Annotated in this window: 14 protein-coding genes; 13 read left to right on the top strand and 1 reads right to left on the bottom strand. The window is 37.6% G+C overall.

Going from position 1 to position 22,043, the window contains the following annotated elements; genetic code table 11:
* The first annotated feature begins 91 nt into the window (after window positions 1-91).
* The 13 genes from KEM10_RS15680 (at window position 92) to KEM10_RS15620 (ending at window position 21,232) form a co-directional block, all read left to right on the top strand.
* On the top strand, window positions 92-2,692 hold the full coding sequence (locus KEM10_RS15680; protein ID WP_212216978.1) for a glycoside hydrolase family 2 TIM barrel-domain containing protein: 2,601 nt from the start codon (window positions 92-94) through the stop codon (window positions 2,690-2,692).
* Between the two features lie 16 nt (window positions 2,693-2,708).
* Window positions 2,709-5,720 carry a SusC/RagA family TonB-linked outer membrane protein gene (locus KEM10_RS15675; protein WP_212216977.1) on the top strand — a complete coding sequence of 1,004 codons (3,012 nt, stop codon included), beginning with the start codon at window positions 2,709-2,711 and terminating at the stop codon, window positions 5,718-5,720.
* A 21-nt stretch (window positions 5,721-5,741) separates the two neighbouring features.
* Window positions 5,742-7,217 (top strand): RagB/SusD family nutrient uptake outer membrane protein, encoded by a 1,476-nt coding sequence (locus tag KEM10_RS15670; protein ID WP_212216976.1) that lies wholly within the window; start codon window positions 5,742-5,744, stop codon window positions 7,215-7,217.
* An 81-nt stretch (window positions 7,218-7,298) separates the two neighbouring features.
* Entirely contained in the window at window positions 7,299-9,614 is a 2,316-nt protein-coding gene (gene bglX / locus KEM10_RS15665; RefSeq protein ID WP_212216975.1) for a beta-glucosidase BglX, read from the top strand.
* A gap of 154 nt (window positions 9,615-9,768) precedes the next feature.
* Window positions 9,769-11,334, top strand: a complete 1,566-nt coding sequence (locus KEM10_RS15660) for a sulfatase family protein (RefSeq protein ID WP_212216974.1) — start codon at window positions 9,769-9,771, stop codon at window positions 11,332-11,334.
* A 96-nt stretch (window positions 11,335-11,430) separates the two neighbouring features.
* Window positions 11,431-13,236 (top strand): family 43 glycosylhydrolase, encoded by a 1,806-nt coding sequence (locus KEM10_RS15655; protein ID WP_212216973.1) that lies wholly within the window; start codon window positions 11,431-11,433, stop codon window positions 13,234-13,236.
* A 6-nt stretch (window positions 13,237-13,242) separates the two neighbouring features.
* Window positions 13,243-14,616 (top strand): hypothetical protein, encoded by a 1,374-nt coding sequence (locus KEM10_RS15650; protein WP_212216972.1) that lies wholly within the window; start codon window positions 13,243-13,245, stop codon window positions 14,614-14,616.
* Window positions 14,617-14,963: 347 nt separating this feature from the next.
* Window positions 14,964-16,517 (top strand): arylsulfatase, encoded by a 1,554-nt coding sequence (locus KEM10_RS15645; RefSeq protein WP_212216971.1) that lies wholly within the window; start codon window positions 14,964-14,966, stop codon window positions 16,515-16,517.
* A gap of 72 nt (window positions 16,518-16,589) precedes the next feature.
* Window positions 16,590-17,591, top strand: a complete 1,002-nt coding sequence (locus KEM10_RS15640; protein WP_212216970.1) for an HAD family hydrolase — start codon at window positions 16,590-16,592, stop codon at window positions 17,589-17,591.
* A 161-nt stretch (window positions 17,592-17,752) separates the two neighbouring features.
* The gene (locus KEM10_RS15635) at window positions 17,753-18,421 is read left to right on the top strand and encodes a hypothetical protein (protein ID WP_212216969.1); all 669 of its coding nucleotides are present in this window, start codon (window positions 17,753-17,755) and stop codon (window positions 18,419-18,421) included.
* A 27-nt stretch (window positions 18,422-18,448) separates the two neighbouring features.
* Window positions 18,449-19,120: a hypothetical protein gene (locus KEM10_RS15630; RefSeq protein ID WP_212216968.1), complete on the top strand. Its 672-nt coding sequence runs from the start codon at window positions 18,449-18,451 to the stop codon at window positions 19,118-19,120.
* Window positions 19,121-19,959: 839 nt separating this feature from the next.
* Complete coding sequence (locus tag KEM10_RS15625; protein ID WP_212216967.1) at window positions 19,960-20,334, top strand: HU family DNA-binding protein; 375 nt, start codon at window positions 19,960-19,962, stop codon at window positions 20,332-20,334.
* A 118-nt stretch (window positions 20,335-20,452) separates the two neighbouring features.
* On the top strand, window positions 20,453-21,232 hold the full coding sequence (locus tag KEM10_RS15620; protein ID WP_212216966.1) for a Cthe_2314 family HEPN domain-containing protein: 780 nt from the start codon (window positions 20,453-20,455) through the stop codon (window positions 21,230-21,232).
* A 15-nt stretch (window positions 21,233-21,247) separates the two neighbouring features.
* Here the strand turns inward: KEM10_RS15620 and KEM10_RS15615 are convergent, their stop codons facing one another.
* Window positions 21,248-22,006 (bottom strand): metal-dependent hydrolase, encoded by a 759-nt coding sequence (locus tag KEM10_RS15615; RefSeq protein ID WP_212216965.1) that lies wholly within the window; start codon window positions 22,004-22,006, stop codon window positions 21,248-21,250.
* Window positions 22,007-22,043 lie beyond the last annotated feature (37 nt).

Here is a 22,043-nt window from a genome sequence, read left to right as displayed (position 1 = left end):
AATGATGTATAAATGATGTATGTATTTTTTAACTGAGGTGAAAGCTATTTTAGATTTTTACATCGCTAGTCTAAATGAAAATCGAAGTGTTATGAGAACGCAGTTTATTATAGTATTAACAATGTTATTGAGCCTTAGTGAGGTAGGTGCTCAGTTGCAAAAAGAATCATTTAACGAAGGATGGTCTTTTAATAAGGTAACTGAAAGAGTGCACAAGCCGGAGCCGGTAACATTACCACACCATTGGAATGATGATGCATATGAAACAAAGCATTACTTCAGAGGTGAAGGAATATATGAAAAGCGTTTTTATGTAAGAGCTGAAAATACAACTTCACAATATTACTTGTATTTCGAAGGGGTAAACTCAATAGCAACCGTTAAGGTAAATAATAAAATTCTTAGAGAACACAAAGGTGGATACACCGGTTTTTATGTCAATATTACTTCAGCATTAAAATTTGATGATTATAATTCAATTGAGGTACTTGTTGATAATACAAACAATAATATTGCTCCATTGAGCGGTGATTTTACCATTTTCGGTGGTATTTATCGTCCGGTTTGGATGATTAACAAAACCGATGTTCATTTTAAACTTGACAGCCTGGGCGGGAATGGATTGCTGTTTTATCAGGACGAACTCACTCATAAAAAAGCCACAGGTAAACTGGAAATTAAAATAAGTAACTTATCTGATGCAGATCAAAGGTTGCAATTAAATATTAGTTGTGAGAATCCCAATGGAAAAAGAGAGTTCAGTTTTTCAAAGAATTTGAAGTCGGTAAGTGGAGAAAATGCATTGACCATTCCATTACCATCCATAAAAGATCCTTTACTATGGACCCCGGAAAACCCCAACCTTTACACAATTAACGTTAGTTTAAATGGCTCAAAGGGAAATAAGCTTGATGAAATATCGGAGAATATTGGATGGCGAAACATTGAAATAAATGAAAACAACCAGTTTCTTTTAAATGGAGAACCAATCAAATTGATGGGAGCCAGTCGTCATCAAGATCGTGTAGGTTATGGAATCGCATTGAGCGATCAGCATCATATAGAAGATATAAAAGCATTAAAAAATACGGGTGCAAATTTTATTCGCCTGGCTCATTATCCACAGTCGAAGGCTGTGCTGGAGGCCTGTGATCAATTAGGTCTGTTGGTTTGGGAGGAAATACCAGTAGTTGATATCATAAATAATAATGAAGAGTTTGCAATAAATGCCGAATTTCAACTACAGGAAATGATTCGTCAACACTTTAATCACCCTTCTGTTGTAATGTGGGGTTATATGAATGAAGCCATCATTCAGGTTCAGTATCGGTTTAAAGATAAAAATGAAAAAAAGGAACTTTACGCAAGTACCGTTAGTTTGGCTGAACGATTAGAAAAATTAGTGAAGGAAATAGATCCTAGTCGATTTACTGTAATGGCTTACCATGGCACTAATTTATATAACGAAATCGGATTAGCGGGTATTAGTGATATCTCAGGATGGAATTTATATGATGGTTGGTACGGAGGTGATTTGTCCGGTTTTAAGTCATTTATATCAGAACAGCATAATAAATATCCCAAGCGTCCTTTAATAGTGTCTGAATTTGGTGCCGGATCAGATAAGCGACTACATAGTATGAAACCTCGAAAGTTCGACTTTTCGATGGAATACCAACAAACTTTTATGGAGCACTATTGGCCGGTTATAAAGGATTCTGCTTTTGTAATGGGAGGAGCCATGTGGAACCTTATCGATTTTAGTTCTGCCTTGCGTCAGGAATCGATGCCACGCATCAATAACAAGGGACTCATGTACGGTAATCGTGAGGCGAAAGATGTGTACTTCTATCAAAAGGCATTTTTAAATAATGAAGAACCTGTATTGCATATAGCCACACGCGATTGGTCACGTCGTTTATTGCTTCAAACAGATAGTATGCAATCCATTAAGGTATACAGTAATCTCAATCAAGTTGAGATGTTTATAAATGATGAAAGCTTGGGAATAAAAAATCCTGAAAATTGCACAGTTACATGGGATATTGTTTTCAAACCGGGCAAGAATAAGATATCAGTCAAAGGAGTTGATTCTGATGGATTAGTATATGAAGATATTAGCTATGTTGAAATAGAAATAGCTGATATTAATGATTTACTATCCAGTGGTTCAGGTATTAATATAAATGTGGGAAGTGAATGTTATTTTCATTCCAATGCTAGTGCAGAAGTATTTCTACCAGATGTTGCATATCAAAAAGGTGCCTGGGGGTACATTAATGGTACTGCTTTCGAAAGAGGAGATCGTCCTGGTACTACGGCTGAAATAATCGGCACAGAAGATGATCCTTTGTTTCAAACACAACGACAGGGTAATTTTACATACAAATTTGATGTTAAACCTGGTGAATATGAGGTTACTCTATGTTTTGCTGATTTATCTTTTTCAGGTGAGGCTGTAGTGTATGATCTGGGGCATAAAAAAAAGGATGATATAAGTCATGGAAACATGATGATACATATTAATGGCATAGTTCTTGAAAAAAAACTGATCCCAGCAGAAATAGTGGGTGGATGTAATAGTCTTTCAAAAACTTATGTGGTTAATATTAAGGATGATTCAATGAAAATAAATTTTGAATCAAAGGAGGGTTATGCATTTATAAATGGAATTAAAATACTAGCTAAATAATATAAATTCATTAATTATGATTAAACGATTACTGATAGCATTCTTGTTTATTGGTCAGGTAGCCCTGGCTCAAGAAGCTATAAAAATTACGGGGATAGTACGTGATGATCAGGGCTACGAATTGCCAGGAGCAAGTGTAGTAGTTAAAGGAACAATGAACGGAGCTTCAACCAACTTCGATGGAGAGTTTGAAATTGAAGAGGTAAAAGCTACAGATATTCTAGTTGTTTCATTCATAGGTCTGCAAAGTCAGGAGATTCCTGTGGGTGACAAAACATATTTTGATATAACATTGTCGGAAGACGCAAGCGATTTAGAAGAGGTTGTTGTTATTGGATATGGTACAAGTAAATCAAAAGACCTGACTTCGCCTATTGCCAGTATTTCAGCCGAAGAGATCACATCTATGAATACTTCATCTGCAATGGGTGCTGTACAGGGGAAGATTGCCGGTGTTAATATTGTTAATTCAGGTGTTCCCGGTGAAGGACCATCAGTAAGTATCAGAGGGGTTGGATCTATTCAGAATTCAAATCCTCTGTACGTGGTGGATGGTATGTTTCTGGATGATATTAATTTCCTGAATCCAAATGATATCGAGACCATGTCGATATTAAAAGATGCCTCAGCTGCTGCTATTTATGGTGTGCGTGCTGCAAATGGTGTTGTTTTAATAACTACAAAAGGTGGAGCCAAAGACCGTAAAATGCAGGTGACATATGATGGTTACTATGGTGTTCAATCGGTAACACAGCGTTTAGAAATGGCTAATTCAGCACAATATGCTAATATTATGCGTGCCGGAGGTTATGGAGATAGAGTTGATGCTTCCATTGATCGTTATGGAGGTATGAATGGTACTCCTGCAATTTCAACAGATTGGTATGATGAGTTGATAAAAGGTGCAGCGCCAATTCAAAACCATAGTTTATCTATTAACGGAGGTAATGAGAAATCTACTTATGCTTTTAGTGTAGGATATTTTAGTCAGGATGGTATAATGAACGCCACTGGTTATTACGACCGTTTAAATTTACGCGGTAAAGTAGATTATGATGTATCATCAAAATTGAAAGTAGGATTTAGTACTATTTTGACCAATGAAAAGCGTAAGATAGATGACGATGAGGCATGGTTTCAAGCTTATGTAAATAATCCAATGTATCCTGTTTATGAAATGGGAGGCAATCCTGGTGATGGTGTTTCTTATCCTGAGAATTTTGAGAATCCGCATAATTTGGGATACGATACTTATTATACTAATCCAATGGCGCGTGCCTATTATCATGGCGATAACGAGTCGGATATTACCAGATTTATGCCAACTGTATATGCTGAATTACGTCCTTTTGAAGGAAAGGATCTTACCTTGCGTTCAGCAATGAATATGGATTTCCGTTATGGTGCAGGTCGTGTTTATATTCCGGAATATGCAGTGGGTAACAATCAGCAACAAATAAATTCATTGAGTAAAACAACCAACTGGAACTACGATTATGTGTGGGATAATACAGCTACCTTACGTAATAGCTGGGGAAGTCATAATTTAACCTCAATGGCTGGTTTTTCAGTTCGTGAAGAAAACTACAGATGGATAAATGGTACTGCTCAAGGAGTTACAAATAAATACTATTTGAACTCAGGTAATCAGGAGACCCGAACGTCTAATGATGGTGGTGATCGTTTCAGAGGAATGTCTGCTTTTGCGCGTTTTTCATATGATTATGAGCACAAGTACTTATTGTCGTTAACTATGCGTGCTGACGGTTCGTCTAAGTACCAACAAAAATGGGGATACTTCCCATCGTTAGGTGCTGGTTGGGTTATTTCGCAAGAAGACTTTGCTGCTGGATTGCAAAATGCTAAAATTGATTATTTAAAGTTAAGAGCCTCGTGGGGATTGTTAGGTAACGATAAAGTACCAGCTAATGATGGATTATCTTCAATCTCAAATGGAGGAATTGGCGAATCAGGAATTTTCGGAACTTCTTATATACCGGGTATGATCAACAATACTGTTTTCTCTGATTTGGAATGGGAAGTAGTTGATGAAAAGAACATTGGTGTTGAAGCAAAACTTTTTGATTTTCGTTTAAATGTGGAAGCTGATTATTATAATCGCGAAACACGCAATATGGTAATCAATACAACCCTACCTATGGGTAACGGATACTTGCTTCGAAATGCAGGATCTGTTCGAAACTCAGGAGTTGAAGTAATGGTTAACTGGTCTGATAAAATAGGTAAGGATTTCCATTATTCAATTGGTGCCAATATTACTACCATTAAAAATGAGGTAACCGATCTAGGAGGAGAGCCTTATTTGTTTACGGGTTCTGAAGAATTTCCTCAAAGATCGTATGTTGGCGGACCATTGTATGCTTTTTACGGATGGAAAACAGATGGTGTTTACCAGAATCAGGCAGAGATAGATGCTTGTCCTATTGCACAGGCTAATGGTTTAAAGCCCGGTGATTTTCGTTATGTGGATGTAAATGGCGATGGTATTATTGATGCTAACGACCGTATGATTTTAGGAGATCCTAATCCTGATTTTACTTATGGTATTAATATGGCAGTTGGTTATAAAGGCGTGACTTTAGCGGCTACATTCCAGGGGGTTCAAGGTAATACTATTTTAAACCGTCGAAGAGCTGATATAAATAAGCACGGAGCGAACAATATGGATGCAAATCTGGCCAACAGTATTTGGACAGGTGAAGGATCAACCAATAGTGCTCCATCGGCAGAAGGTTTATTCAATCCATGGAACACCGGTCGTTTAAATGATTTCTTTTTAGAAGATGGTTCTTATTTCCGAATTCAAAATGTGCGCCTTTCATATGATATTCCGAAATCAGCTATGGACAAAATGGGATTAGGATCAGCACAGGTTTATTTAAATGCCGACCGTCCGTATACCTTCTTCTCATCCAATGGATTCACACCTGAAGTTCCGGGGGGTATTGATCAATCGGTATATCCAATCCCGGCAATTTTCTCGGTGGGTGCTAAAATTAATTTTTAATCCGTTTCTAATTATTAGATTATGAAGTCATTCAAAAATATATTAATAGTGTTGATGGGAGTTTTTACCTTAAGCTCCTGCAGCGACTGGTTGGATATTGTGCCGGAAGGAACCGTACCAACCGACGACATAGATTTTACTGATGCCAGTCAGATGTATGCACCAGTATCTGGTGTGTATGCATCAACCCGTCAGCGCTTGGCGCAATGGGAATCATGGCCTTTATTAAACCTAAGAGGTGATGAAGTTACAAAAGGTGGCGGATCTGAAACCGATCAGGGTGAATACTTATATCTGGAAGAGTTTAACTACGATGGAATCAAAGGTTTTTGGGCTATGAATAGTACCTGGGTGGCAATGTATAATATCATTTATACCACTTATAACAATCAAATTTTAATTGATCGTTTTAGAGAGCATTTAACCAGTGATGATCAATTTGAGTTAGCTAATCAGTACGAGGCAGAGATTACTTTTCACAGAGCTTTAGCTTATTATTTTATCTCTAATATGTGGGGTGATGTGCCTATTATTGATCCTGAGGATTTGAATTATGGATTTCCATACCGTAGGAGTGTAGAATCCGTAAGAGATTTTATTCATGAGGAACTTGACTTTTGTATTGAACATCTTCCGGAAGTTCAGAGTGTTAATGAAGGTGCTGTTACAAAATACAGTGCAATGGCATTAAAGGCAAAGGTTGCCTTGATGGAAGGCGAATTTAATTTAGTTAATACACTAACAGATAGAATTATTGCAGAAGCAGGTATTAGTCTATACGAAGATTATTACAACCTGTTTAAGATTCCGGGTAAGCTGGCAAAAGAATCATTATATGAGTTGCAATTTACCGACTTCGGAACAGGTGATGGCCAGGAAGTATATGGTGGCGCTTGGTTTCAGCATCAGGGGCCAAATATCAATCCGGCACCAATAACAGGTTGGGGTTTTATGCTAATGCGTCCGGAATTCATCAACTTTATGAATGACCGAGGTGAAGATGTTCGCTATGATGTAGCCATCTTAGAATCTGGTGTAACCACACCTGCTGGCGATGATATTGCATTATGGGAACCTACGTATATGGATATTAAAGCTCATTACAATGGAAAGGCATATACTCCTTCTGATCAGATGACTGATGGTAGAAATCAATATGGTTCAAATAACAATATTCGTATCCTTCGCTATGCCGATGTATTATTGATGAATGCTGAAGCTAAATTACGCGTTGGAGGAGATGCTGCAACACCTTTAAATGAAGTTAGAGAAAGAGCTGGCTTGGATCCTGTTTCAAGTCCAACAATAGATGATATTTTGGATGAGCGTCGTGCCGAGCTTTCTGTAGAGTGGGGTAACCGCTTCTTCGACCTGGTTCGTACCGGAAAAGCTGCTGGTACTTTACCAGGGTTTGAAGCCGGTAGACATGAGTATCTTCCTATTCCATTAACACAAGAAGATTTGAATCCGAACTTATTAGAGCCTGTTCAGGATTAATAAATTGGGAAGGAGATGTATTTCTCCTTCTTAATCTGCCTTTATTGAGAGATAAACCTTTTAGGATTAAAAGAGATTATTATGAGTAAATTAAATATAAAAGCACTTTTGCCTTTGTTGATATTGAGCTTTGCGGCTTGTACTCAACAAGGTTCTAAAATAGCCAACTGGCATAGCTATAGTGGCGATGTGGTTATTGAGCAAAAAGTTGATTCAGTACTATCATTAATGACATTGGAAGAGAAAATTGGTCAGATGAACCAATATTCGGCCAACTTTGCTCCAACAGGAGAAGTAGCCGATAACCAGTCAGGTGAGTATCTTAAAAAAGGGATGATTGGTAGTACTTTTAATGCTTTTGGCGCTGAAAATGTTCGTATGCTGCAAGAGCAGAATATGAAATATTCGCGATTGAAGATACCAATGCTTTTTGCAGCTGACGTTATTCATGGTTTAGAAACCACTTTTCCTATTCCTTTGGCTGAAGCTTGTTCGTGGGATTTGGATTTGATGGAGCAAACAGCCCGGGCTGCTGCTGAAGAAGCAACCGCATCGGGTGTGGCATGGAATTTTGCACCTATGATTGATATGTCAAACGATCCTCGTTGGGGACGTGTAATGGAAGGAGCCGGTGAAGATGTTTACCTGGCAACTTTGGCTGCACGCGCAAGAGTGAAAGGATTTCAGGGAATTAGTAATTACAACGATTTGAGCAAAGGCAATACCATGATTGCAACAGCCAAACACTTTGTTGGTTATGGAGCAGCTCAAGGTGGTAGAGATTATCATACAACAGATATATCGGAACATAAACTACACGAAACTTATTTTCCTCCATTTAAGGCTGTTGTTGAAGATGGAGTAGGATCGTTTATGACCTCATTTAACGATTTAAATGGAGTGCCGGCAACGGGGAATAAATATCTGTTTAAAGATATTTTGCGCGATGCCTGGGGATTTAATGGCTTGGTAGTTACCGATTATACTGCCATTATGGAATTAATTCCTCATGGATATGCTAAAGATCTGAAGCATGCAGCTCAGTTGAGTTTAGATGCCGGCATTGACATGGATATGATCAGTGAGGCTTTTGTAATGCATCTTAAGGAATTGGTTGAGGAAGGAAGTATTTCTGAGAATCAGATTGACGTAGCCGTAGCCCGCATTTTAGAGATGAAATTCTTATTGGGCTTGTTCGAAGATCCATATCGCTACTGTGATGTGGAGCGTGAGAAGCAAGTAATAATGAATGACGAATATGTTGATTTAGCACATAAAGCGGCACAAGGTTCAATGGTATTATTGAAAAACGATAACAATGTGTTGCCTTTGAAGAAAGATGAAAGTAAACGCGTTGCGCTAATTGGTCCGTTTATTAATGAACGTGAGAGTTTGAACGGAGAATGGGCTATCAAAGGAGACCGAGATAAATCAGTAACCGTAAAAGAAGGATTGGATGCAAAATATGCCGGCTCTAATGTGAAGTTTACTTATGAAAAGGGTACTGATCTTCCTCTAATTGATCGTTCTACCGAAAAGGTATCTGATATAGAGCCTAGCTCTAGAGGCTTTGCAAAAGCTATTCAAACAGCAAAAAATAGCGATGTTGTTTTAGTGGCAATGGGAGAGAACTACCATTGGTCGGGTGAAGCAGCTAGTCGTACCGATATCACTTTACCGGGTAATCAGCGTGAGCTTTTAAAGGAATTGAAGAAAACGGGTAAACCAATTATTTTGGTAGTGTTTAACGGTCGTCCGTTGGATTTATCATGGGAAGCTGAAAATGTGGATGCAATCGTAGAGGCTTGGTATCCTGGTTTAATGGCTGGTCATGCAGTGGCTGATATTATTTCGGGTGATTACAATCCATCGGCTAAGCTGGTGATGACCTTCCCACGAAACGTTGGTCAGGTGCCCATCTTCTATAATCAGAAAAATACCGGTCGTCCGTTTAACGATAATGCTCCAGCCGATTATCGTTCAAATTATATTGATGTTGAAAATACACCTCTGTATTCTTTTGGACATGGTTTATCATACACCAATTTTGAGTATAGTAATGTAGTTTTAAACAAATCAGAATTTACAAAAGGTGGATCAATCAAAGCTTCAGTTGAGGTTACTAACACAGGTAAATTCGATGGAGAAGAGATTGTACAGCTCTATATTCAGGATATTGTTGCGTCGGTAACACGTCCGGTAAAAGAGTTAAAAGGATTTGAAAAAATCACTCTTAAAAAAGGAGAAAGTAAAGTGGTTGAATTTACCATTGATGAAGAAACCATTGAATTTATTGGATTAAATAATCAACCAACCGTTGAGGCTGGAGATTTTAATCTTTGGATTGGAACATCATCAGATGATGAAAGCAACCACATGAAGTTTTCATATAAGTAATTAATCAGTATATCTGAAAAGAAATTTAATAGTATAGTTTCCGATTGCAAGTATAAAGTTTTACTGATGCTCTTTCTGGAACAGATAATTAGTAAACTTAGGAACCAAATATTTCTTTTCAGATATTCTTTTACCCGCCTAAATATTAAGTTTTATGAGATTTGCTTACTTTTTTACCATTACTCTGTTCATTTCATCTCTATTATCTTCATGTGGAGGAAACGTAGACAGAAGTAAACAACCAAAGCCCAATATTTTATTTATCATGACTGATGATCATGCTATGCAGGCATTAAGTGCCTATGGTCATCCTATATCAAAATTGGCGCCAACACCAAATATCGATCGATTAGCCCAGGAAGGAACCTTGTTTCTTGAGAACTACTGTGCTAACTCAATTTGTGGGCCAAGTAGAGCCACTGTTTTAACAGGAAAACACTCTCATGCGAATGGTTTTGTTAAGAATGATGGCACCAAATTTAATGGTCATCAACCAACCATACCTAACATTCTTCAAAAAAACGGTTATCAAACAGCTGTAATTGGTAAATGGCATTTAAATACCAAACCGGTAGGATTCAACTACTATAAAATATTAAATGATCAGGGCGAATATATTAATCCCGATTTTATTACGAAGGATACTATGACCCAGGAGATGGGGTATGTAACCGACCTCATAACCGAATCAACTATTGATTGGTTAGATAACCGCGATGAGGATCAACCATTCTTTTTGATGATGCAGCATAAGGCGCCTCATCGTAATTGGATTCCGGCAGAGAAATATTACCACTTGTTTGAGGATGTTGAGTTTCCGGTACCAAACAATTATTTCGATAATTATGACGGACGGTTGGCTGCCGCGGGGCAGGAAATGAATATCTACCGCGATGCCTATGAAGGTCACGACCTGAAGATGGTTACAGGTGTGAATAGCGATACGTTGCTATACGATCGCTGGCCTCAGGTTTTCTTTGGTCGCATGACTGAGGAGGAGCGTAAGCGTTTTTTAGAAGCTTACCGCGAGAGAAATAATGACTATTACCTTACTGAAAGAACAGAAGAAGAAAAAGCGGTATGGAAGTTACAGCGCTATCTGCAGGATTATCTCGCTTGTGTTCGTTCTGTAGACGATAGTGTTGGAGAAATGTATGAATATCTCGAGGAAAAGGGGTTGCTGGATAATACCATTGTAATCTACACATCTGATCAGGGCTTCTTTTTGGGAGAACACGGTTGGTTTGATAAGAGATGGATGTACGAAGAGTCGTTTCGTATGCCACTAATTATACGCGATCCTTACATTAAGGAAAAAGGTAAAAGCATTTCGGAACTGACACAGAATATTGATTTTGCACCTACTATTCTGCAAATGGCAGGTGTAGAGATCCCAAACGAGATGCAAGGCGAATCGTTTCTGCCCTTGATGAGTGGAGATAAAAAGGGGGTAGACTGGCGTAAGTCGTTATACTATCATTACTACGAATATCCGGGGTTTCATAGTGTAAAAGCCCACAATGGAGTAAAAACTGATCAATACAAACTTATTCATTTTTATAATGATGATGTTTGGGAGTTATATGACCTACAGGAAGATCCGGATGAGATGAATAATATTTATGATGATATCGCTTACGAAGAAGTTAAATATCATCTTCATAACGAACTGGAGCGTTTAATTATTCAATACCAGGTGTCCGATAAATATCTTCATTGATGGGGTGGATTATTTGTCTGATTTGACTTAAGTTGATCAGATGATTAAAATACCTAACTAAAAAAGAAACAAAAGTCTAACTAAAATAAAGTAACAATGAACAAGATCAAGCAATGCCTATCGGTAGTATTCATGTTGGTTAGTTTGTTGGTATATGCCCAGGATCCTATACCTCAAAGCTATTGTAATCCAATAGATATTGATTATACCTACATGGTTTATAATTCACATAAAAATATATCGTATCGTTCGGGAGCAGATCCTGCTGTTGTTGAATTTCGAGGCGAGTATTACATGTTTGTTACCCGTTCGTTCGGCTACTGGCACTCAACTGATTTGGTAAATTGGGATTTTATTAAACCTCAACAATGGTTTTTTGAAGGTTCAAATGCTCCAACGGCATTTAATTATAAAGATTCTGTAATGTATTTTGCAGGTGATCCAGCCGGGTACGGAAGTATTTTATATACCGATGATCCGAAATCGGGGATGTGGACACCAACAGCATCTATCACAAATAATATTCAGGATTCGGAATTGTTTATTGATGATGATGGCAGAACATATCTTTACTGGGGGTCCTCTAATGTGCATCCCATAAAAGTGAAGGAACTGAATAAAGATGATAGAATGATTCAGGTGGGAGAGCCTAAAGAGCTCATCAACCTTAATGAAGAAGAGCATGGTTGGGAACGATTTGGCGAAAACAACTTTCATCCAACCATTAAAGAAGGATACATGGAAGGGGCATCCATGACCAAGCACAACGGTAAATATTACCTTCAGTATGCTGCTCCGGGAACCCAGTTTAATGTATATGCCGATGGTGCTTATGTGGGCGATTCACCCGTTGGTCCGTTTGAGTATATGGAAGGTAATCCTATCAGCTTTAAACCGGGTGGTTTTACCAATGGTGCCGGACATGGAATGACGCTTAAAGCAACCAACGATCAATACTGGCATTTTGCCACAATGGCACTGGCTTCTAACTCTCATTGGGAGCGTCGTTTGTGTATGTTTCCAACTTATTTCGATAGCGAAGGTGTGATGCATAGCAATACGCACTATGGCGATTATCCTCGATTTGCTCCTGGTCATCCAACCAAAGCAGGTGAGCATAATGGATGGATGTTATTGTCATACAAAGGAAAAACTACTGTTTCGAGCTCTGTGTTACAGATTAAAAAAAGCACTGCCGATGATGGTAATTTCGATATTGAAGAGATGAAAGATGAGGTGGATGCTGATGGTAAGATTCTTTCAAGAGTGCTAACGGATGAAAGTCCGAAGTCGTATTGGGTTGCTCATGCTAATGATGATCAGCAATGGGTAGAAATTGAGATGAATCAAATTGGTAATATCTATGCTTTGCAATTAAATTACCACGATCATGAAGCAGGTATTTATACACGTGTTGAAGGTTTACGCCATCGTTATACCATTGAGGCATCTCTTGATGGTAAGAATTGGGAAACCATTGTGGATAAAAGCAATAGTTTTAAAGATACACCTAATGCTTATATCACATTAAATAAGCCGGTAAGAGCCAAATATGTAAGATATAACAACATTGAAGTTCCGGGGAATAATCTGGCCATGTCGGAGATTCGTGTGTTTGGATTGGGTGAAGGGAAAAAGCCGGTCAAAGTAAAGAATTTTAGTTTCGACCGAAGTAAAGATCCACGCGATGTAGAATTGAAATGGGATGCAGTAAAAGGAGCTCAGGGGTACAATATTCGTTGGGGTATTGCACCTGATAAATTATATCATTCGTGGTTGGTGTACGATGTAACCGAGCACAAAATGCCATCGTTAGATAAAGGCACAACTTATTATTATTCAATAGAAGCTTTTAACGAAAATGGTATTTCAACAATGACAAAACCAGTTGAGGTAAAATAAAAGCTGATGAAGAAAATTGGATTATCGCTTGTTGCGGTTTTAATAATTATAAGTGGTTGTAAACAGCAATCTGACAAGGAAATTCTGGAGGAGCTTTTGCATAATACGGTAAAGGTTTATCAATTAATGAGGACTGATAATGGTTTTTACCGCGATTATATAAGTACTGAAGAAAGTACCGACAGAGGATCGACGGCCAGTATTGGTATGGGATTAGTTGCCCAGTGCGTAGCAGTCGAAATGGGATGGAACGATGATGCCGAGGAGGAAATTATTGAAACCTTACAAAGTGTATTGGGCGAAAATGATCAAGGGGTAGAATTAGCGCGCACGGCCGAAAACTGTTTTATTCATTTTTATGATATTGCAACAGGTGAAGCTATAGGAAGCGACTGGAGCCCTATCGATACCGATATTCTGATTTCAGGAGCCTTATTTGCCAAGCGATACTTTCATCAGAATGAGGTGATAGGCCAGTATGTAGATCAACTATTTAATATGGTGAATCATGATCTGTTTATTGGTGATTGGAAAAAGGGGCAGATTGCCTTGGTGATGGATGAGGATGGTGCTGCGCGCGGGAGTTATACCTTGCCTTATAATGAATATATGATTGTTGCCTGGTTGGCAAAAAATAAAGCAAAAAAGGCAGATGCTCCGGCTAATTTGCTATGGGAAGCCTATTATGGCAATCCTGAGGTATTGCCTGTAGCACAATACACAAGCAAATCAGGCGAAGTATTTAATGTGATGACTGATCATAAAAACAATAACGAGTTCACGTCAAACTTTACCTTCATGTTCAATTATTTATTTGTGCATGAGTTTACCGTTAGTCCAATTTATCAAGAAGCTATGCGTCAGGCTGCATTGGCTGATTATGCCTGGTGGAACGATCGTGATGATTTAAATGAGATAGGTAAAAGATCATACGAATGGGGAACGACTGCAGGTGTTGGCTTGCAGCAGAACGGTGATGGATGGAAAGAAGGGTATACCGTTGACCGCATTTGTGGACGAGAGGATATTGATACCGACAGAGACCGTAACCGTGGGTTAAATGTGGCTATAAGTGCTTTGGCAGGTTATTCGCCTGTATTGCCCGATTTGGTTCGAAAAGATCTGCTTTCGGTTTATAAAGATCCGCGAGGAATAGGCAAAATGGCTCTGCCTGCAAAGGATGGTATCTCAGCCGGCAATGACACTATTCTTTGGAAATATAGTTATCGCGATATTGATTGGCGACCAACAAAAGTTGAAGGAGTTGATTATTGTGCTATGCTTTTGGGTTTAGCAGCCTTACCTGAACTGTTGGGTGTTGAGTTCTTTCAGGAATACAACAATTTCTTCAGTCCGGCAATGCCAGATTACAGACGATAATTATTTGATACTTTATTATAGTAAGCCCGATTCTCATATTTGAATCGGGCTTTTTTTGTACAATAAGGATCCTACGAAGTATTGATATGTAAGGTGCTGCTTGAAATCATATGCAATTAGGGCAAAGCTGTAATTAATTCTATGATAATAATTAAAATAAACTTGAAATTGAAGTATTAAGCTCTTAACTTGATGGTTGTGATTAGCTATTTATAAAAGAAGTTCAATGACAGTTTTTGAAAATGATTGAATCTTATATAAAATCCCAAGACATCAAATTAATATCGACTTCCAGACAATAAACACTCTTTACTTATTTATCAATAATTATCACTAAAACTACCATTATGAGAAAAATCGTTATGATCTTTGCTTTAAGTATTTATTTAATTAGTGGAGCATTTGCCCAGGAAAAGCCTAATATATTAGTAATATGGGGCGATGATATTGGAACCTGGAATATTAGTCATAATAACAGGGGAATGATGGGCTACAAAACTCCTAATATCGATCGTATAGCTGACGAAGGAATCGCTTTTACTGATTATTATGCACAACAAAGTTGTACTGCCGGGCGTGCAGCATTTATCGGTGGTAATGTGCCTGTTCGTACCGGAATGACCAAAGTAGGATTACCAGGTGCCGAACAAGGATGGCAGAAAACAGATATTACGATGGCAACCATTCTAAAGAGTCAGGGTTATGCCACCGGGCAATTTGGTAAAAACCATCAAGGCGATTTGGATGAACACTTGCCAACAATGCATGGTTTTGATGAGTTTTTAGGGAATCTCTATCATTTAAATGCAGAGGAAGAGCCCGAAAATGAAGATTATCCCGGTGATATGATGTTGAAGAATGGTAAAACATTTAAAGAAACATATGGCCCAAGGGGTGTTCTTCATTGCTGGGCCGACGGTAAAGGCGGACAGAAAATTGAAGATACCGGAGCCTTGACAAAAAAACGAATGGAAACCATTGATGATGAAACAGTGGCTGCTGCTGTTGCCTTTATCAAAAAACAAAATAAAGCCGGAAAACCATTTTTTGTTTGGTGGAATGGTACTCGTATGCATTTTCGCACCCATGTAAAAGAGGAACATCGGGGAATAAGCGGACAGGATGAATATTCCGACGGTATGGTTGAGCATGATATGCACGTTGGCGAGTTGCTAGCCGTATTGGATGAGTTAGGTATTGCTGATAATACCGTTGTAATGTATTCAACAGATAACGGACCGCATTACAATACCTGGCCTGATGCAGGAACCACTCCGTTCCGAGGTGAGAAAAACTCTAACTGGGAAGGCGCTTACCGTGTTCCTACCTTTGTGCGCTGGCCAGGGCATTGGCAAAAAGATGTAACCCTTAACGGAATTGTAGCTCATGAAGATTGGTTGCCTACCTTTGCTGCTATTGCAGGAGCCAAAGATATTAAGGAAAAGCTTGCCAAAGGAACCACCATTAACGGGCGTAGCTACAAAAATTACATTGATGGTTACGATTTAAATGATTATTTAAGCGGTAAAACCAACGATTGTCCAAGAAAAGAATTTTGGTATGTAAATGATGATGGACAGATAGTAGCGGCTCGTTACGACGACTGGAAAGTAGTGTTTTATGAAAACAGAGGTGAGAAATTTGGCGTGTGGGTAGAACCTTTTGTGGAACTAAGGGTGCCTCAGGTGTTTAATCTTCGACGCGATCCATTTGAAAAAGCCCAGCACAACTCCAATACCTATTACGACTGGTTGCTTGATAGAGCTTTTATTCTGGTTCCTATTCAGCAAATGGCGGCTAAGTTTTTAATGACAATGAAAGAATATCCACCTAGCCAAACTCCGGGTGCCTTTAACCTCAGTGCCATAGAAGAAAAGATCAACTCTGTTGGTTCTAAATAATTTATTTTTCAAGGGTTGAAATGTTTTAATTAAAGTGTTTCAGCCCTTTTGTCTAATTGTAATAGAACAGATATGAGAAATAAATTATGGATTTTAATAAGCCTCATATTCATTGGTTTTGCATGCTCAAGTCCTGTTGCGGATAACAGTACACCACCTGCCGATCAACTACCCTCATGGAATGACGGAAAGGTTAAAAAGGAAATCTTTGATTTTGTTGATGCTGTAACTGATCCCGAAAGCCCAACATTTGTTGAAATACCCGACCGAATTGCCGTTTTTGATAACGACGGAACTTTATGGTCGGAGCAACCTCTGTATTTTCAATTGTTCTTTGTTATTTATCAAATAAAGAAAATGGCACCCGATCATCCTGAGTGGATCACAGAGCAACCTTTTAAAGCCATTCTGGACGATGATATGGCTACTCTAAAAACCTTTGGAATGAAGGAATTGCTCGAATTAGTAATGACTACGCATGCCGGTATAACATCCGTTGAATTTGAAAATGCAGTTATGGATTGGCTTCACAACGACAGGCATCCAAGCCTTAAAAAGCCTTTTACCAAATTGGTTTATCAGCCTATGCTTGAATTAATGAATTACCTCAGAGATAATGATTTTAAGGTATTTATTGTTTCGGGTGGAGGCATTGACTTTATGCGACCCTGGGCTGAGGAAGTTTATGGAATTCCACGCAATCAGGTAGTAGGAAGTAGTATTGTAACCCAATTTGAATTAAAGGATGGTGAACCTGTGCTGGTTCGAATGCCGGAGTTAAATTTTATTGATGATAAAGAAGGTAAACCTGTTGGCATTTATCGCCATATAGGTCGTAAGCCTATCTTCTGTGGCGGTAACTCCGATGGTGATTTGCAGATGATGCAATATACCGATTCGGGTAAAGGAAAACGGATGATGTTGTATATTCATCATACTGATGCTGAAAGAGAATGGGCATATGATCGCGATTCACATATTGGTCGATTTAATAAAGCTTTGGATGAGGCAACAGAAAAAGGTTGGACTATTGTCAATATGAAAACTGATTGGAAAGTTATTTATCCTGAATGATAAGGGAGATCTAAGAATTAAATGAAGTGTTATTAAAGCCCGGGTTTCAAAGTGAAATTCGGGCTTTTTGCGAAAAGATGAAAGTGGACTGGTTTATTTGCTAAAGAAATAATTATATTTAAAAGTCTAAAATAAATATTCACAACCTAACATAGTTCAAAATGATGAAAAGCCCCTTAATTATCTTGTTTTTATTGATTACTGTTTTGGTTAAAGGTCAGACAAATGAAATAGAAATGGCTGCTTTATATGGTAAGTTTACCGCAAAAGAAATGACTAAAGATCGATATTCTGCCCTGGCAACCCGATGGAATCGCACCCTCGAATCACTAGATCAATATCCCGATTTGCCTCTCGATGAAGATAGTGTAGTACATTATACCTATGTAAATGATTTTCCGGGTACTAGTAAAGACCAGTTATTTAATCAAACTCTCGAATTTTTGGCCATTCAATATGGTTTGTATCCTTCGTTTATGTATGCTAATAAAGAAGATGGACGTATTATTTTTGATAATAGCTTTGAGATTATTAAGAACTATACGGGTTTTTATACCGGCATTATTACTGTTATTGACGAAAAGATTGTATTTGAATTTATCAACTTATCGTATCAGGCTTTTTTCGAAGGGCATTATTCAGGTAATGTGTGGGTAGATGATAAAACGGTTAATACTGGAATAGATAAGGCTTACCCAATTATTTTAAAAGACCCGGCTCATTGGAAACTGTATCTTACTTTATTTGAAAAAACAAATAAGCAAGTTATATCAACTGTAGGTAGTTTTAGAGATTTTCATTTTAGCTATCCTTTAAAAAGAAAGATGTAATCATTTGCATAGTTAATTATCATTGTTATGGATCCTGTATTTATTATTGTTTTTGTAGTCATAGGAATAGTCATCTTCTCTATTGCCTTTTTTAATAAAAATGCGATAATAAAGCGAAAACTTAAAAAGGCCCGTATTAAACGTGTATTGTCATTCTACACCAACGATGTGGCTAAAGTGGTAGGTAAGGTTGAGTTTGTTGATGAGCCAATTAGAGCACCTTTGTCGGGCAGAGCATGTGCCTATTATCATGTTATTGTTGAGCAGCAAAAATCATCGGGTAAGAGTTCTCATTGGCATACTATTATTAACGAAACCAATCAGTGTAAATACCTTATTCGCGATGGCAATAGTTATGCTTTTGTTGAGGATAATAACCTAAAAAGCTATATAGTTAAAGATAAAAAGTTTCGTTCCGGCTTTTTAAACGATGCCACCCCTGAGTTGGAACGCTACCTAAAGCAACATGGCAAGACGAGTGAAAATCTGCTGGGCATGAATAAAACCATTCGATACCGCGAAGGCATTCTCGAAAACGGAGAGCAAGTGGCAGTGTATGGTAAAGGTCGCTGGAAAGAAGCTGATCAGTTAGGGCTGCCGGAGGCCTATGGACGTGTGTTAGTTCTATCCGCTCCCGACAATGAGGCTGTTTACTTAAGCGATGATCCTTCTACTTTGGGAGAGGGCGTTTATCGATAAAATTGTAACTATGATGATATAAACCTCCCAGGTTTTCAAAACCTGGGAGGTTTTTTATGTTGTTAATATTTAAAAGTATTAATGACCTAGTAACTGTATATGCGAATCAACAGTTGAACCCACTTTGGGGTTTCTTTATAAATCGTTCATATTCCACGGGTTCCACCCGTGGCTATTCATATTAAATCCCTTCAGGATTTGAAAATGTCTGAAGGACATTAACAATAATAGCCTCGTGCGGAGCGCGGGGTGACTATTTGACTATAGATACAACCCCGAAAGTGGGTTGAACTTTGCTATAAAAACAATTTGAACTATTGATTCGAATTATATATTTATCAATATTAATTTAGCCCTAGTTTATATGTGATGATATTATCGTATATCATAAAACGAATGGGAGGGAATTATTTTATCCACCCGGTAAGCCCTGTGTTGTTTAAAAACTAATTGTGGTTAGTTTTATTTCTTAAGTTGTAGCGTTTGTGTAATTGATTATAAATCAATAATTAGTGTTTGTGTTTTGGTGTATGTTTGTATGGAGCGAAAAATCATCATGATAAAAACTGAAAATTGTCCTGATGATTTTTAAAAACTCTCCTGATGAAAATCAAAAATTGTCACGGTAATTTTTAAAAACTATCCCGATCATTTTCAAGAATGACCAGGAGTCCTTTTGTATTTCGACCATACAATTATAATATATAATTATACTGATTATAAATAAGAGGCATAGTATAAAAAATATATCAAATAAATTTGCCTGTAATCCGAAGTTTAATATTTTTATAATTATGGTTATAGACCATAAAATATTTATAAACTAATACCTAAAACGAATGGATTATAAAGTAATAGGAAGAAAAATTCCCGGACAACCGAGTGAACCAGAAAAGTATTATGCTTCCATTGTTCGACCCAAAAATGTTACCCTCGATACATTATCAAAGCGAATTGCCGAAATTTCGCCGGTTAACGAGCTGGATACAAAATCGGTATTAATTGCTTTTACAAAGGTGTTGCCTGAGTATTTGGTTGATGGAGCCACCGTTGAGTTAGGCGATTTGGGGCGTTTGATGGTAACTCTTAGTAGTTCGGGAGCCGATACGCCTGAAGATTTTAAATCAGATCTGATTAAAGGTAATAAGGTGAGTTACCAAATGAGTACAGAAGTAAAAAAGGTGATGAAAGCTGCCGAATACGAAAAGATATAGGTTTAAATGTTCGATTAAGTGAAGGGCACCGTCGAGAGGCGGTGCTTTTTGTTTGTGAGAAGTTTGTTCTTAAATTGTATTTTTTAGGTGATTGTGATTTTTTAAGCAAATTTATTTTATGGATATGCTGATAGTTCCTGATTCGAAAGAATCTAAAAGAATTCTAAATGATTCCAGATTTAGTAAGAGAAATGGCTTTGAGAGCATTAGATTAATGAAAAAGACATTAGATCAGAATTTTCGAGAGGATGAAAATATTCCAGATGGGATGATTGAAATATTAAAAAAAACTAATGTTTATAAGGCTTTGTTGCAAAAAATGTTTCACGTTCAAAAGTCTGAATTGATGAGTAAGTATTATTTTCAACATATTAAGGATGATAAAGAATGGATCAGTGAGGATTTTAGAGAGTTTCCTGGATATGAAAAAGAAGATCATCTACTAAAAGGTTGGTATGATTATTTTACAGAAAACTATTATGCTCAAATAAAGTCTCTGTTTGATTTAGTTGGTCATTGTTTGGATCTTCATTTAAGATTAAATATTAGTGAAGTTGACTTTGCATCAGCTGTAAACCAGTTAAATCAAAAAACTATTAAAAGTCACTTTGGGATAGAAAAAAGAGATAAATGCATCGAATTGCAGGCTAAAATTAAATCAGAAATTATCGGATCTATATCTTACAAAGACCTGATTGAAAATAGAAATGATTTAATTCATAATATATCTCCAATGAGTCCACGAAATAAGATAAAAGATGTTAGAAAAGGTGGTATTCGTTCTCTTAGCTTTACGTATGACTATTTAAAATCTGAAGTTAGAATTAAAGCAATCGATGATCTGAATGATTTATTTGTTAATACGGTTGAGTTGATAGTTGAGGCATTTGAGTCATAGCAGCTAAGAGCTATTTTAAAACGCCACCGGAATAATTCCATCTACCTTGCGCATAATCATATAAATGTTTTTACCCAGGTATTTTTGTTGCAGTTCTTTTGAAACCGTTTCTTTATTACTGCCATGGTTAAAATCATAATTGCGACGTTCTATCTGTATTATAAAAGCAATTACCGCAGCCACAACAGTTATCTTTGTAAATAAAGCCGCTTTATATCGGGCCATAATAAGTGCCATATTAATGGCCAGAGCCGAAATTACAATCAGAAATAAATCGTAATTATTCCACCACCAAACTTTGCCCCATCCACCTGTAAAATGTGCTGATGGCCAAAAAAAGGCAATACCATCCCACGATCCTCCGGGTGTAATCATATCTTCAAACAAATGCCCCATATAACCCATAAAAAAGGCCAGTGCATACCACTTCACCCTTTTTAGGTTTGATAGTTTCATTAGTTTGCCGTAAGCCAGATACAATACAGCACCCATCATAGCAAAAAACAAGGCCCCTATAACCGAATGGGTAAACACATGATGCGAATACCAGTGAGTATCCCAAAAAATATCATTGCCGCTTTGCTGCAGATTAAACCACTTACCAAAAGTAGCATCAAAACTACCCCATTTCGAAATCACATCCACATCGGGTAATATTCCACCAAAGCCACCTGCTACCCCCATCCATAGTTTACTTTTCCAGCTCGATGGTGTGGCTGCTGCAACGGTGGTTGATAAGCCTATACCTGTTAATCCGTGAGTGATGATATCCATAGAATCAGTTTTTTATATCTAAACTTTGCATAAAGGT

This window comes from Carboxylicivirga linearis (genome assembly GCF_018271995.1).
In the GTDB taxonomy this organism is placed as follows: Bacteria; Bacteroidota; Bacteroidia; order Bacteroidales; family Marinilabiliaceae; genus Carboxylicivirga; species Carboxylicivirga linearis.
Note: the sequence above shows the minus strand (reverse complement) of the source record. Positions and strands in the feature narration are given on the sequence as shown.